The organism is Brevibacillus sp. FSL K6-6036, assembly GCF_037964015.1.
Classification (GTDB): domain Bacteria; phylum Bacillota; class Bacilli; order Brevibacillales; family Brevibacillaceae; genus Brevibacillus; species Brevibacillus borstelensis.
The window spans coordinates 3,656,058-3,670,077 of the sequence record NZ_CP150173.1; the positions used below are offsets into that span (position 1 = coordinate 3,656,058).

Below are 14,020 nucleotides of genomic sequence, written 5' to 3' on the forward strand. Positions count from 1 at the left end.
TTTTCAAGTGGCCAGACAACGAAGCGACATGATCAAAAAAGGCTTTGACCGTGCGCCGCACCGCAGCCTTCTGCGTGCAGCCGGCGTAAAAGACGAGGATTTCGACAAACCGTTTATCGCGATCTGCAACTCATACATCGACATCATTCCCGGTCACGTCCACCTGCAGGAATTTGGAAAGATCGTAAAAGAGGCAGTCCGCGCAGCGGGCGGAGTGCCGTTTGAATTCAATACAATCGGCGTAGACGACGGCATCGCCATGGGCCATATCGGGATGCGCTATTCCCTGCCAAGCCGCGAGCTGATCGCCGACAGTCTGGAGACAGTCGTGGCCGCTCACTGGTTTGACGGCATGATCTGTATCCCCAACTGTGACAAAATCACCCCCGGCATGATCATGGGAGCACTGCGCGTTAACATTCCTACTGTTTTCGTGACAGGCGGCCCGATGAAAGCCGGAAAAACAAGCGACGGCCGGTCCATTTCGCTTTCCTCCGTGTTCGAGGGAGTCGGAGCGTACCAGGCCGGTCTGATCGACGATAAACAGTTGGACGAGCTCGAGCAATTCGGCTGTCCATCCTGCGGCTCCTGTTCCGGCATGTTCACCGCCAACTCGATGAACTGCCTGGCGGAGGCTCTCGGACTGGCTCTGCCTGGCAACGGAACCATTCTCGCCGTTTCTCCGGAACGCAAGGAGCTGGTCAAAGCATCGGCCCAAAAACTGATGGATTTGATCGCTCGCGACATCAAGCCTCGCGATATCGTTACGCTGGAAGCCATCGATGACGCATTCGCCCTCGACATGGCAATGGGCGGTTCCACCAACACCGTTCTCCATACGCTGGCGATTGCCCAGGAAGCAGGCTTTGAATATCCGCTGGAGCGGATCAACGAGGTAGCCAAGCGCATCCCGTACCTGTGCAAGCTGGCTCCGGCATCCGACTACCACATCGAGGACTGCCACAATGCGGGCGGTGTCTCCGCCATTTTGAAGGAATTGTCCAAAAAGGCGGGCGCCCTGCATCCTGAACGCATCACCGTGACCGGCAAAACGCTGGCGGAAAATATCGCTGACGCGGAAATCACGGATACGCAGGTCATTCGCACACTCGACAACCCGTACAGCGAAACAGGCGGACTGTCTGTTCTGTTCGGTAATCTGGCTCCGCAGGGTTCCATCATCAAAACCGGCGGCGTCGATCCGTCCATCAAGCGGCACGAAGGACCTGCCATCTGCTTTGATTCGCAGGAAGAGGCGCTTGCCGGTATCGCTGCAGGCAAGATCAAGCCAGGCCACGTCGTTGTCATCCGTTACGAAGGGCCAAAAGGCGGTCCGGGCATGCCTGAAATGCTCGCCCCTACCTCCCAGATCGTGGGCATGGGACTGGGCAAGGAAGTGGCGCTCGTCACCGACGGCCGTTTCTCCGGCGCCTCCCGCGGAATCAGCATCGGCCACATCTCTCCGGAAGCAGCGGAGGGCGGTCCGATCGCTTTCGTCCAGGACGGCGACATCATCAGCATCGATCTGGAGGATCGCTCCATCCAACTGCATGTAGCCCCTGACGAGCTGGCTCGCCGTCAGGCCAACTGGACCGAATTTGAGCCAAAGGTGAAGACCGGCTATCTGGCTCGCTACTCCAAGATGGTTACCAACGCCAGCAACGGCGCTATTTTGAAGATCTAACCTATCATCCAAAAACAGGCTGGGCGCTTTTCCAACGCTCAGCCTGTTTTTGCTGTATGTGGGGGCAATCTTTGCCTATGCCTATGCCTATGCCTATTCCGTCCCGATCATTCGATTTTGGGGGCTGCATGTCAGTCCCGTATAATTCCGCGGCTTGCTCCCGTCAATACTTCCTTTCCGTCCTGATTGCGATAGATCAGCTTCACTGAAACCTGCTTGTAGCCTTCCTGCTGCGTTACCTCGGTCACGGTCATTTCACATGAGACGGTATCTCCTGAAAAGACAGGCCTCAGAAACTCGCTGACCAATTCTCGGGCGATGTAGTTCATATCTCCGCCGAGCTTTGTTCCGATACTGGCCGTAAGAAAACCGTGAACCATCAGCCGCCCTTTTTCATCACGTTCCACATGATGTCTTCCCTTGTCGCCGGTCAGCTCCGCGAACTGCAAAACCTCCTCTTCACGAAACGTCCTTTCCCACCTGAACACGTCGCCTGCTTTCACGTCCACTTTTCATAACCTCCTGTTTCACATTTCAGGAAATTTTCTCCCTTGAATATATCACAGCTTTGGTGAATGTACATTCATTCATTTTTGGCTCGTTAGGAAAGAGCGTTGTCCGGGGCTTTGGTGGTGGAGATGAAAAAGCAGAAAAAACGCTACAGGTTCGGTGGGTCACCTGCTGCGGGACATGACTGTCCGGCTGCATTCCAAAAGCGAAACCGCGTCCAAAAGCAGCCGATTCAAAGGGGCGTCTCAGAGTTGGACGCTAAAAACGGTTCCGCTTTTTCCATTCCGCCTAGGCTGGTGCCCCAAAGACCTTCGTGTTTTTTCTGCTTTTTCATCTCTACTGCTGTTTGCCTTTTGTCTGGCTTTTTGAAAGAAGACTGATTGAAGGCATGTTCATGAAGGTCATGGAGGGTTACAAGGCAAGAGAGGGAAGGAATGACAAGAAGCTGAGGAAGGCCAGGGATGTAAATAACGCCCAGACATTATTGTCCAGAAGCATATTAATTGTACTGAAGCGGCATAGAGCACCGCATCTTGGCACTCCCTTCTTTAGGTTGAGCCCTCCAGAGCTTTCGGATCAGAAGACAGTCTAAAGCTGCGAGGACGATTTTACTCCACTTCATTGATTCGCTCAAAGAAACACCCGAACAACCATTGAAGCTGTAGAGATGAAAAAGGGAGAAAATGCGAAGGTCTTTGGGACACTACCCAGGCGGAATGGAAAAAGCGGAACACGCTTTCAGCGTCCAACTCTGAGGTACTTCATGAATGGGCGGCTTTTGGACGCGGTTCCGCTTTTGGAATGGAGCCGGCCAGACCTGGCTCCGAAGAAGTGTCCCACCGAACCTGCAGCGTTTTCTCCCTTTTTCATCTCCCCCACCAAAGCCTGTCCTAAGTGCATTTCCAATAAAGCGTGAAAAGCCCAAAAGCGATGTCCTCCAAGAAGCAGTCCCAAGAACCAACCTCAAGAAGGGAAACAGAGAACACAACACAAAAGGGCACCTCTAAAAAACGGAGGCACCCTCTCCCGTGTCTATCCATGAAAGCGTACTGTTCCAAGCCTATTGCTGATGCAAATGACAAGCTACCCAGTGCCCTTGCCCATCGACCGGCGCCAGCTCAGGCCTGACACTTTTGCACGCCTCCATCACATGCGGGCAGCGCGTATGAAAAGCGCAGCCGCTCGGAGGATTCGCCGGATTGGGCACATCTCCCTTGAGGATGATCCGCTGGGGCCTGGCATCCGGATTGGCTACCGGCGCCGCCGACAGCAATGCCTGCGTGTACGGATGAGCAGGAGCCGAATAGAGTGATTCCTTTGGAGCGAACTCCACCAGCCTGCCCAAGTACATGACGCCGACCCGGTCGCTAATGTGCTTGACCACACTCAGATCATGCGAAATGAACAGATACGTCAGGTCAAACTGCTCCTGCAAATCCTGCAGCAGATTGAGAATCTGCGACTGAATGGAGACGTCCAGCGCTGATACGGGCTCATCGGCGACGATCAGGGAAGGCCGCAGAATCAGGGAACGGGCGATTCCGATCCGCTGACGCTGTCCGCCGGAAAATTCGTGCGGATACCGGTTGGCATAGTGACCGCCAAGGCCGACGATCTCCAGGATTTCCTCCACCTTTTTCAATCGCTCCTGCTTGGTTCCGATGCCGTGAATCTCCAACGGCTCGAGCAGGACGTCCCGTATCTTCATCCGCGGATCGAGCGAAGCGTACGGGTCCTGGAAAACGATCTGCAGCTCCCTTCGCAGGACACGAAGCTCGCTTGTGGACAGCTTGGTCAGATTCCTTCCATTATAGATGACTTCTCCCCCGGTCGGAGGCAGCAGGTGCAGGAGCGCTCGCCCTGTGGTCGACTTGCCGCATCCGCTCTCGCCGACAAGGCCGACCGTCTCTCCTTTCTGTATGGAAAAGGTGACGCCGTCTACTGCCTTGACGTGGGTCGTCGGCTGAAACCATTTCCCTTTCACCGGAAAATACTTCTTCAAATCACGTACCTGCAGCAAAGCTTCCACGATGCTCCTCCCCTCCTTCCTTCACCAGCCAGCAACGGCACTTGTGTCCTTCCCCCACGCCAAGAAGCGGAGGAATCCGGCTGCATTCGTCGCGAACATAGTCACAGCGCGGAGCAAACCGGCAGCCGCCCGGCATGGCCGATGGGTGAGGCACTGTCCCGCGGATAGAGTTCAGCCGGCGCTGCTGCTGGTGGAGCGACGGGATCGAAGCGATCAAGCCTTTGGTGTAGGGATGCTGCGGATTTTGGAACAGCTCCCGGACAGCAGCCTCCTCGATCACCTGTCCCGCATACATGACCACCACCCGGTCGCACATCTCCGCGACTACCCCGAGGTCATGGGTAATAAAGATGATCGAGGTACCCCTCTTTTCCTTCAATTCTCGCATCAGGTCCAGAATCTGCGCCTGGATCGTCACATCGAGGGCTGTCGTCGGCTCGTCGGCAATCAACAGCTTCGGATCGCAGGACATCGCCATGGCGATCATGACGCGCTGCCTCATCCCCCCGGACAGCTGATGGGGGTATTCCTTCACGATCTCCTCCGCACGGGGAATCCCGACCATTCTGAGCATCTCAATCGCTCTCTCCCGGGCCTCCCGCTTGCCCAGGCCGAGGTGCAGACGGATCTGTTCACCGAGCTGTTCGCCGATCGTATACACCGGATTGAGCGAGGTCATCGGTTCCTGGAAGATCATCGCAATTTCATTTCCGCGAAGCTTCTGCAGGTCGGTTTGGCTCATGTCCGCAATGCTTTTGTCCTGAAACAAAATGCGCCCTCCGCTGACCCGGCCGATCCCCTTTGGCAAAAGCCCCATGATCGCCAGAGAAGTAACGCTCTTTCCGCAGCCTGACTCCCCGACAATTCCCAGCGTCTCTCCCGCATGGACGCGAAAATCGATGCCGCTCACCGGGTTCAGGTCGCCATCTTCTCCCCGAAAGGAGATGTGCAAGTCTTCTACCTGAAGGATCGGTTGCATGTTCACACTTCCTTTCCGCTGGCGGCCATCAGCACCGATGTCGCCAATATTTGCGCTCCGGCGACAAGCGCCTTTGTGTCAAAGGACATGTCAGGATGGTGCAAGCCGGGGGCCAGGCCGCATCCCAGGCCGAGCATCGTTCCGGCCAGCCCCGGATTGTGGTAGGTGTAAAAGTGGAAGTCCTCTCCCCCCGGGGAAACGCAAGGTCCGGCAATGTTCTCTTCCCCCAATACGAGCGAGATCGCTTCACGCATCATTCCTGCTGCACGTTCGTTAAAGGTTGCGGCTGGAACCGCACCGGGAATGCTCCATTCGATCGGGGTTCCCATCAGACTCCCTACGTGCTGCATAGTGTGCTTCAGCTTTTCCTGCAGCTCCTCCATGCCCTCGTTGGTCTGCGCCCGCACATCCAGCTTGAAGGTGGCCCTGTCCGGAATGACATTGGAGGTATCCCCGCCGGCAGCCAGCTGTGTCATTTTCACGGAGAATGGACAGCCTGCCTCCAGGCGGATGTTTTGCAGCGATTGAACGAGCATAGATGCCGTTTCGATGACGTTCTTCCCGCGTTCCGGCCGTGAAGCGTGCGCTTGCAGCCCGGAAATGGTGCCGTGGATCGACGCGCTGGCACCATGCAAAATGGCGGGAGCAGCCGTACCGTTGGCCAATTCCATGACTGGCCGGACATGGACGCCAAACAGCATTTCGACGCCTTCCAGCGCCCCATCCTTCATCATCTGCAGCGCTCCGCCCACCTTTTCCTCCGCCGGCTGGAAGAGGAAGCGGACTGTCTTTTTCGGACGTATACCCGCTGCGGCGAAGGCCAGGGCGGCGTAGAGGACCATTGTGCTGTGTCCGTCGTGTCCGCAGGAGTGATTCGGACGCACCACTCCGTCCACTTCCTGCACAAGCGCATCCATGTCAGCCCGCAGCGCGACGACTCCCTCTTCCTCGCCCGGAATATCCACGGTCAGTCCAAAATGGCCAGGGTACGTCCGTACAGTCAGCCCGGCCGCCTGCAGCCGCTGTGCCAGGTACTGCGAGGTTTTCTCTTCCTGCCAGCTCGGCTCGGCCAGCTCGTGAAGCTCTTCATATGTCCGGACGATGTCAGCCTGACACTCTCTCAGATAGTCGCAAACCGCTTTTACACTCATTTGTCCTACCCTCTCGTCACAACCTTGCTGGCTGTTGTGTATTTTTCAATCAATTCCGGCACCGGTGTATAGCCGATCCCAGGCAGGTCCGGGACGGCAATCGTTCCGTCAGCGTCCACCTCCACCTCTGGAGAAATGATATCCTCCTTCCAGTAACGGGACGAGCCTGCGGTATCTCCGGGAAGCGTGAAGTTCGGCAAGGTCGTCACGGCGATGTTGTGCGCCCGGCCGATCCCGGACTCGAGCATGCCCCCGCACCACAGCGGGATGCCTTTTTCCTGGCACAGATCGTGGATGCGCTTTGCTTCCGAGAGCCCGCCGACTCGCCCTACCTTCATATTGATAATCCGGGTGCTGCCCAGCTCGATTGCCTTGCGTGCATCGTCGTAGGAGTGAATGCTCTCATCCAGACAGATCGGCGTTTTTAGCGCTTTTTGCAGAGTGGCGTGGTCGATGATGTCATCGTGAGCCAGCGGCTGCTCGATCATCATCAGGTCGAATTCGTCAAGCTGTTTCAAAATGTCCACGTCCTCCAGCGTATACGCGGAGTTGGCGTCTGCCATCATCGGGATATTGCCGAAGCGCTCGCGCAGTGCCCGAATGACCTGGACGTCCTTGCCCGGAGCGATCTTGATCTTCATCCGGCGATAGCCGAGCTCCAGATACTTTTCCACATTGCGGAAAAGATCGTTGATGTCCGCTTCGATTCCCAGGCTGATGCCGACGTCGATCTTGTCTTTTGTCCCGCCGAGCGCTTTTGCCAGCGAAATGCCCTGTTCTTTTGCGTACAAATCCCAATAGGCGGCATCCAGAGCCGATTTTGCCATATTATTGCGACGAATCGGAGCAAACAGTGCCCCGACCTCATCCGGGTGGGTGATCTCGCCCTTTTCAAAGAGCATCGGGAGGAGAAAGTCTTCCAGCATATGCCATGCCGTGCCGACCGTCTCTTCACTGTAGAGCGGCTCGCCGGACACGACGCATTCACCGTACCCGACGAAATCCTTGGTATGCACCTCAACCAAAATAAAATCACGGACGATCTGCGTGCCGAAGCTCGTTTGAAACGGAGATTTCAGCGTCATGCTCATTTTGCGGAGAACAACCTTTTCAGCTTTCATGTGGAATTCCTTCCTTTCCTTTTTATGCTGCTGGTGTTTAATCGACCTTCGGATCCAGCATATCGCGAATGCGGTCACCTGCCAAATTGATGCCGAGGACTGTGATCAGGATTGCGATGCCCGGCAGCGTCGCCAGCCACCATGCCGTCGCGATATAAGGCCTGCCTGTACTCATCATAAACCCCCAGCTAGGTGTAGGGGAGCTGACACCGAGTCCGAGAAAGCTGAGCGACGATTCCATCAGGATGGCCCGGGCCATGGCCAATGTGGCCAGCACGATGACAGACGGCAGACAGTTGGGCAAAAGATGCCGCCAAATAATCCGCCAGTGCCGGCTTCCCAGCGCGTACCCCGCCTGAATGAACTCCTGCTCCCGCAGACTGATCACATCACCTCTGACCAGACGCGCGTACTGCGTCCAGTCTGTCAGGCCGAGGACGAGAATCATGTTCAAAAGACTCGGACCCATAACGGCTATCGTCGCCAGCGCCAGGAGAATAAAGGGAAACGCCATCATGATGTCGATTACGGTGGAAATGGCAAAATCCGTTTTGCCGCGAAAATATCCGGCCAGAATCCCCAGCGCCGTTCCCAGTGCCAAGGAAATCACGACGGCAAAAAATCCGACCGACAACGATACGCGCGAACCGTACACGAGGCGAGCCCATACATCGCGCCCGACCTCATCCGTTCCCAGCCAGTGCTCCCACGTGCCGCCCTCCTGCCAGACCGGCGGCTGCAATTTTTCCTCCAGATTGACTTCGATCGGATCGTGGCTGGTCAACAGCGGTGCCGCGATCGAAATGAAGGTGATCAGCAAAACCATGACCAGCCCTATGATGCCGATGGGATTTTTCACAAACTTCCGGTACTTCCGCTTCCATTCGGGCACGGCCGGTTTTGGGGATTCCAATACCGGCTCAGCAGCAGTTTGCAACCCTGCGCTGCTCATCGCAATCACCTCGCTTAGCCAGATTTGATTTTCGGATTCAGATAGCGGTACATCGAGTCGACGCTGAAATTCATCGTAGCCACGATCAGCGCCAGGATAACGACACATGCCTGCACCAGCGGATAGTCAGCCGTGTAGATCGCCTTGACGACCAGTTGTCCGACTCCCGGCCAGGCAAAGACGGTCTCCGTCACGACGGCTCCGCCCAGCAGCTTCCCGATCTGAAACCCGATGACCGTAATGATCGGGATCGCCGCATTTTTCAAGGCATGCTTATAAATGACCACCTTCTCTGCAAGCCCCTTGGAACGGGCGGTCCGGATGTAATCCTGCTGCAGCACCTCAAGCATGCTGGAGCGGACGATCCGGAGCGTTGTCGGAGCGACCCACACCGCGAGCGTAAAGGCCGGCATGATTAAATGGGCAAACGTCCCTCTCCCTGAAACGGGCAGCCAGTGGAGCTTCACCCCAAACAGGAGCATCAGCATGATCCCGGTCCAGAAGATCGGCATCGACTGTCCGAGAAAAACGGCGACGGTCACGAGGTTTTCCGACAGAGAGTTGCGGTTGACCGCCGAGTAGATGCCCAGTGGAATGGCGATGACAATGCTGAGCAGAGTCGCAAACAGCGTCAGCTCCAGCGTGGCCGGAATTCTCTCCAAAACGACATCGAGCGAGGGCTGGTGGAATTTGAGCGACTTGCCGAAATCCCCCTGGACAGCTTGCACCAGGAAGTTGACGTATTGCTCGGAAAGCGGTCTGTCAAAGCCCATCTGATGGCGAAATGCATCGATCTCCTCCTGGGTTGCCTCCGGCGGCAGCATCAGGAGCACAGGGTCCCCCGATAAATGGATGAGAAAAAATGCGATTGTCGAGATGCCAAACAAGACGAGGACAATCCGCAAGCATTGCTTCCATAATCCTCCCATTGCACTTCCCTCCTTTCCGGTAGATGAAGGGGGAGAATCTCCCCCCGGCTATTCCTTGAAGTCAATTTCATAGGCGTAAATGCGTTCATCCGCCCTCGCCTGGAACTGCAGCTTCGCATTGTACGCCTGGTTGTCCATCGGCGAGAACAGGAAAATCCACGGCGCTTCCTTGTAAATCAATTGCTGTGCCTGACTGTAAAGCGCTTTGCGCTTGTCCTGGTCGACAGACGAGCGCGCTTCGTTTATCAATGCATCCAGTTGTGGCGTGTTGAAGTACTTGCTGTATACTCCCTTGCTGTCAAACATCGGCTGAAGAATCGCATCCGCATCGTAAACGGAGTAGCTGCCCCAATGGCCCAGGCGGAACGGCAGATCGCCCGCCCGCTGTTTTTCCACAAACGAGCTGGATTCAGGGTAAAATTTTGCTTTCGCCTTGATGCCGACCTTGCTTAGATCAGAAATGACGGCATCTGTGATCTGCTGGCCGATCCCCGGCGTAAAGTAATGGATTTCCGTCTCAAAACCGTTTTCGTACCCCGCCTCCTTCAGCAAGCTCTTTGCCTTTTCCGGATCGTACGGGTACGGCTTGATGCTCTCGTCAAATCCAAAGTGATTGGGGTTCACTCCCGCTGGTGTACGCACAGCCTTGTCGGCCAGCACTTTTTTCACAATCGTGTCAATGTCCACTGCGTAGTTCATCGCTTGTCTTACGCGGGCGTCGTCAAACGGCTTTTTCTTCGTGTCAAAGGCCATATAGTAGACCCGCAAGAGAGGTGTCGAAGTGACAGCGAGCTGCGGGTTGCCCTCGAGCTGGGCGAGCATGTCCGGCGGCACCATGCGAATGATGTCCACGCCTCCGCTCTGCAGCTCCGCGATCTGCGTCGCTACCTCGGGAATGACGCGGAAGCTGACCTTCTTGATCGTCGGTGCGCCTTTGAAGTAATTTTCGTTCGCTTCCAGAACGATCTTGTCACCCTTGACCCACTCTGCAAATTTGTACGGTCCCGTCCCCACCGGCTTTTGCGCGAATTCCTGGTCCCCCACCTCCTGTACGTATTTCGGCGGGACGATGCTGAGGTAGAACAAGCGATGCGGCAGCAAGTTGTACGGCTCCTTTGTCTTGATTTCCACCGTGTACGGATCGAGTACATTCACGGCAGAAATGGCGCTGATGTTGCCGCGCTGTGGGCTTTTTTGCTTTTCATTCAGCACCCGCTCCAGAGAAAACTTGACCGCGTCTGCATTGAATTCCTCTCCATTGTGAAAGGTAACGCCTTGACGCAGCTTGAAAATCCACGTCGTGTCATCCTTTTGTTCATAGCTCTCCGCAAGCCCCGGCTCGATTTTCAAATCGCGGGACAGAAAGAGCAGCGAGTCGAAAATATGCCAGTTGGTCGTGATCGCATTCGGCTCATTGTGCATGTGCGGGTCCATCGTCGGAACGTCGGAGTCAAACGCTACAACCAATTCTTTTTGTCCCCCTGTACCGGATGAGGACTGGGAACAGCCGCTCAGTCCAAGCGCAAGGACCAACAAGACCGCCCACAAACCAGACAACCATTTCTTCTTCATGCAAACCCCTCTCTCTTTTTAATATTTTGAATTGGCAGTCTATTTATCACAAAAAAGAAGAAGCGCTCTCCTCCTTTTTGAGATCGGAAACTATTCCTCGAAAGTGCCCCAGTTGGAATAAAGCTGCTCCAACTGTTTCATTCTCGCCTGGTTGTTCGCGCCGCATTTCTCTTCAATTCCGGCAAGCAGCAGATTTAACAGATTGATGACGGATGCATTGGAGTAATGGCCGGATTCGATATTGATGTCAGTCGTGAACGCAATGTCGGAGATGCGGCTGACCGGAGACAAGAGCCGATCCGTAGCGGCGATAATCTTCGCTCCCATCCGCTTGCTTGCTTCCGCCACCCGGATGCTGTCCTTCGTGTAGCGCGGAAAGGAGATGACCATGACGACTGATTTTTCCGTGAGACTGACGATTCTCTCCTCCGTCTCGCCGCTGAAGGGAATAAGGAGCACATTCTTGCGGATCATCCCGAGCATGAAAGTAAACCAGTGGGCCGCCGCATAGGACGCGCGATACCCGACGACCAGCACCTGATCCGCCTCCAGCAGCCAGTCCACTGCTCTCCATACGTCTTGCTGGTTAAGCTGGTGCAGCGTTTGCCTCAGGATGACAATGTCCCGTTCGATAACCCGTGTAAAAATGTTCGGTTCCTCTCCCGCTTGCGGCGCGGGCTCTGCATACCGGGAAGAGCTGCTTTCCAGAACGTACTGCTGGATCGCCGCCTGCATGTCGGAAAAACCTCTGAATCCGAGCGCATAAGCAAAACGGATCACGGTCGTTTCGCTGACATCTGCTTCCCTGCCGATCTGTACAGCTGTATAGAAGGCTACCTTCTCGATGTTCTCCAGCAGGTACTCGGCTACTTTTTTCTGTCCGGAAGACAACTGGGTAAACGATTCCTTGACGAGCTGTTCAAAAGACATGGATCCACTCCCATCCCAGGATTTGCAGAATGAATTACTTCATAGAACTATTCTTGGTGCAGAAATTCCTTCAAAAGAGATTATCCTATTTATACCACGAACTAGTTATGCGTCAAAGAGCTAAAGATAAAATTTTCAGAAAAATATTTTTGCATGCAAAAAAAGAAAGCCCCGGCAAGAGCTTTCTTTTTACAAATTTTGTGTAATTGGACTTAGCGCAACCTTTTGACAAATGACACGTATTGATATAGTAGAGATTACAAGACGCGTTTAGCAGTAACGAATCTTCTTTCCCACGAAGTCCCCTTGAACGTAGAGAACGTTACCCCGGGTTTTCCGTAGGTATGTAACAGCTTGTTATTGCCGGCGTAGATGGCTACATGTGTGATGCGCGTGGATTTTGTATACTGGCTCGCTTTGAAGAAGATCAGGTCTCCCTTTTTCAGGTTGCTTTTCGCAATCTTCTTTCCTACCTTCGCTTGGGCACGAGAAGTACGCGGAAGAGATTTCCCTACGGCTTTCTTGTAAACTCGCTGCACAAATGACGAGCAGTCAAACGTGCGAGTCGTGCTGCTTTTGGAGCCGAATTTATACGGGGTACCAAGGTATTGCTTCCCTGTATTGATAACTTTGTCGGCACGGGACTGACTCCATGCTGCTTCCGCTACTTCGTGGTTTCCTGGCATTGGTGCTACGATTCCGGTAAAGCCCAGAGCGGACCCTAGTAGAATTCCTACGAGTAATTTGCGAAGTTTCATGCTGTTCATCCTCCCTATTTGTCAACAAATTGGCTGACTATTCGCTTGCCATTTACTCTATCATCGCCCCACAGCTTGTTAAATTCCCAAAATCTTTCCACCTCAGCCAAACGCAAATGGCCCGTATTTCCAGTTGACACATTCGTTCCCATAGCGGCGGGAATCTCGTCAAATTTTCAGTCAATTATCTCCCCATCATCTACCAATATTCCGGTCCAATTTTTGCCTGCGGAAAATCGGGATTTTATATGTATTTTGCGACTTATGGCCTATTTCACCTCATAGATTTTCCCATTTGATACGCAGGCTCGCAGGTCAAAAATGGAACTGGTCTATTTGGATGATTTGCATGCTTGCAACCTGTCCCGACACGGCGTAAAGTAATAGGAGCTATGTTTGAAGGAGGTTCCTATGCGACTGCGTAACATTCCAGGTGCTGAAGAAGCCCTGCGCGAATATCCCACCTTTGTGGACAACCCTGCCGGCATGAAAGGACGCTGGAAGGAACGGTTCGGAAACGATCATCCGATCCATATCGAGATTGGCTGCGGCAAAGGCCGTTTTATCAACACCTTGGCCGAGAGGCACCCTGACATCAACTTCATTGCAATTGAATTGAAGGCGGAGGTTGTTCTCCGTGCCGCACAGCGTACCGAGAAGCGCGAGATTCCCAATCTGGCTTTCGTCCAGTACAACGCTGCGCTGCTTCCCGACCTGTTCGGTGCTGAAGAAGTCTCCCGCATCTATCTGAACTTCAGCGATCCCTGGCCGAAAACCCGTCATGCGAAACGCCGCCTGACCTATGCCAGCTTCCTGAATACGTACAAGCAGGTATTGAAGAAAAACGGGGAGATTCACCTGAAAACGGACAACGAGAAGCTGTTTGAATTCTCGCTGAATCAGTTTTCAAACGAACGTTTTCAATTGCGCAACATCACTTTTGATCTGCACCAATCGGCGCTGGCCGAGGAAAACGTGATGACGGAATACGAAGAGCGATTCTCTTCCCGCGGTCAACGAATCTATCGGACCGAAGCGATTTTTCGCAGCTAATAGTGAAAAGGGGCAGTCTGGATGATAACCAGGCTGCCCCTCTTTATATGGCAGAGCGATATGGCGTTTGGAGCATAACTCTTAAAATGCTATAATGGAAGCAATTTTCCATTTTATGCAGAGAAAAGGAGAGAAGACATGCATACTATTGGAGTCCCTACGCTTGTTACGTTCATTCCCGTGCTGATCACGCTGGCATCGTTCGGATTTATTCTATACTTTCTGATTTGTATCATCCGGTTTATGAAGGACAAGACGAAAAACGATCAGGCGCGAAACGAGAAACTGGACATGCTCATCCACTTGCTCAAGGAACGGTCCAGCAAAGAGTAGCCGTTAGTGCCGCTTCCCC

General features: G+C 54.2%; 13 protein-coding genes. 3 read left to right on the forward strand and 10 right to left on the reverse strand.

Annotated elements, in window-relative coordinates; all coding sequences use genetic code 11:
* Positions 1-7 precede the first annotated feature (7 nt).
* The gene (gene ilvD / locus NST37_RS18405) at positions 8-1,684 is read left to right on the forward strand and encodes a dihydroxy-acid dehydratase (protein WP_003389098.1); all 1,677 of its coding nucleotides are present in this window, start codon (positions 8-10) and stop codon (positions 1,682-1,684) included.
* A gap of 131 nt (positions 1,685-1,815) precedes the next feature.
* Here ilvD and NST37_RS18410 read toward each other — a convergent pair whose 3' ends face one another.
* The 10 genes from NST37_RS18410 to NST37_RS18455 all read right to left on the reverse strand — a co-directional run bounded on the left by NST37_RS18410 (position 1,816) and on the right by NST37_RS18455 (position 12,615).
* Positions 1,816-2,193 (reverse strand): MaoC family dehydratase N-terminal domain-containing protein, encoded by a 378-nt coding sequence (locus NST37_RS18410; RefSeq protein ID WP_003389097.1) that lies wholly within the window; start codon positions 2,191-2,193, stop codon positions 1,816-1,818.
* A 1,061-nt stretch (positions 2,194-3,254) separates the two neighbouring features.
* Positions 3,255-4,226, reverse strand: a complete 972-nt coding sequence (locus tag NST37_RS18415) for a dipeptide ABC transporter ATP-binding protein (protein WP_024982894.1) — start codon at positions 4,224-4,226, stop codon at positions 3,255-3,257.
* Entirely contained in the window at positions 4,198-5,202 is a 1,005-nt protein-coding gene (locus NST37_RS18420) for an ABC transporter ATP-binding protein (protein ID WP_003389092.1), read from the reverse strand. The genes NST37_RS18415 and NST37_RS18420 overlap by 29 nt, the downstream gene beginning before the upstream one ends.
* 2 nt (positions 5,203-5,204) lie before the next feature.
* Entirely contained in the window at positions 5,205-6,353 is a 1,149-nt protein-coding gene (locus NST37_RS18425) for a M20 peptidase aminoacylase family protein (RefSeq protein ID WP_003389091.1), read from the reverse strand.
* 5 nt (positions 6,354-6,358) lie between these two features.
* Positions 6,359-7,474, reverse strand: coding sequence for an o-succinylbenzoate synthase (menC, locus tag NST37_RS18430; RefSeq protein WP_003389090.1), 1,116 nt, complete (start codon positions 7,472-7,474; stop codon positions 6,359-6,361).
* A gap of 37 nt (positions 7,475-7,511) precedes the next feature.
* Positions 7,512-8,426 (reverse strand): ABC transporter permease, encoded by a 915-nt coding sequence (locus NST37_RS18435; protein WP_171506725.1) that lies wholly within the window; start codon positions 8,424-8,426, stop codon positions 7,512-7,514.
* A 14-nt stretch (positions 8,427-8,440) separates the two neighbouring features.
* Positions 8,441-9,355: an ABC transporter permease gene (locus NST37_RS18440; RefSeq protein WP_003389088.1), complete on the reverse strand. Its 915-nt coding sequence runs from the start codon at positions 9,353-9,355 to the stop codon at positions 8,441-8,443.
* A gap of 48 nt (positions 9,356-9,403) precedes the next feature.
* Complete coding sequence (locus NST37_RS18445; RefSeq protein WP_339185639.1) at positions 9,404-10,927, reverse strand: ABC transporter substrate-binding protein; 1,524 nt, start codon at positions 10,925-10,927, stop codon at positions 9,404-9,406.
* 90 nt (positions 10,928-11,017) lie between these two features.
* Positions 11,018-11,857, reverse strand: a complete 840-nt coding sequence (locus tag NST37_RS18450) for a MurR/RpiR family transcriptional regulator (protein ID WP_039071252.1) — start codon at positions 11,855-11,857, stop codon at positions 11,018-11,020.
* 257 nt (positions 11,858-12,114) lie between these two features.
* On the reverse strand, positions 12,115-12,615 hold the full coding sequence (locus NST37_RS18455) for a C40 family peptidase (RefSeq protein ID WP_003389082.1): 501 nt from the start codon (positions 12,613-12,615) through the stop codon (positions 12,115-12,117).
* A gap of 411 nt (positions 12,616-13,026) precedes the next feature.
* Here NST37_RS18455 and trmB point away from each other — a divergent pair, with 411 nt between their 5' ends.
* Positions 13,027-13,668 carry a tRNA (guanosine(46)-N7)-methyltransferase TrmB gene (gene trmB, locus NST37_RS18460; RefSeq protein ID WP_003389081.1) on the forward strand — a complete coding sequence of 214 codons (642 nt, stop codon included), beginning with the start codon at positions 13,027-13,029 and terminating at the stop codon, positions 13,666-13,668.
* Between the two features lie 138 nt (positions 13,669-13,806).
* On the forward strand, positions 13,807-14,001 hold the full coding sequence (locus NST37_RS18465) for a hypothetical protein (protein WP_003389080.1): 195 nt from the start codon (positions 13,807-13,809) through the stop codon (positions 13,999-14,001).
* The last annotated feature ends 19 nt before the right edge of the window (positions 14,002-14,020 follow it).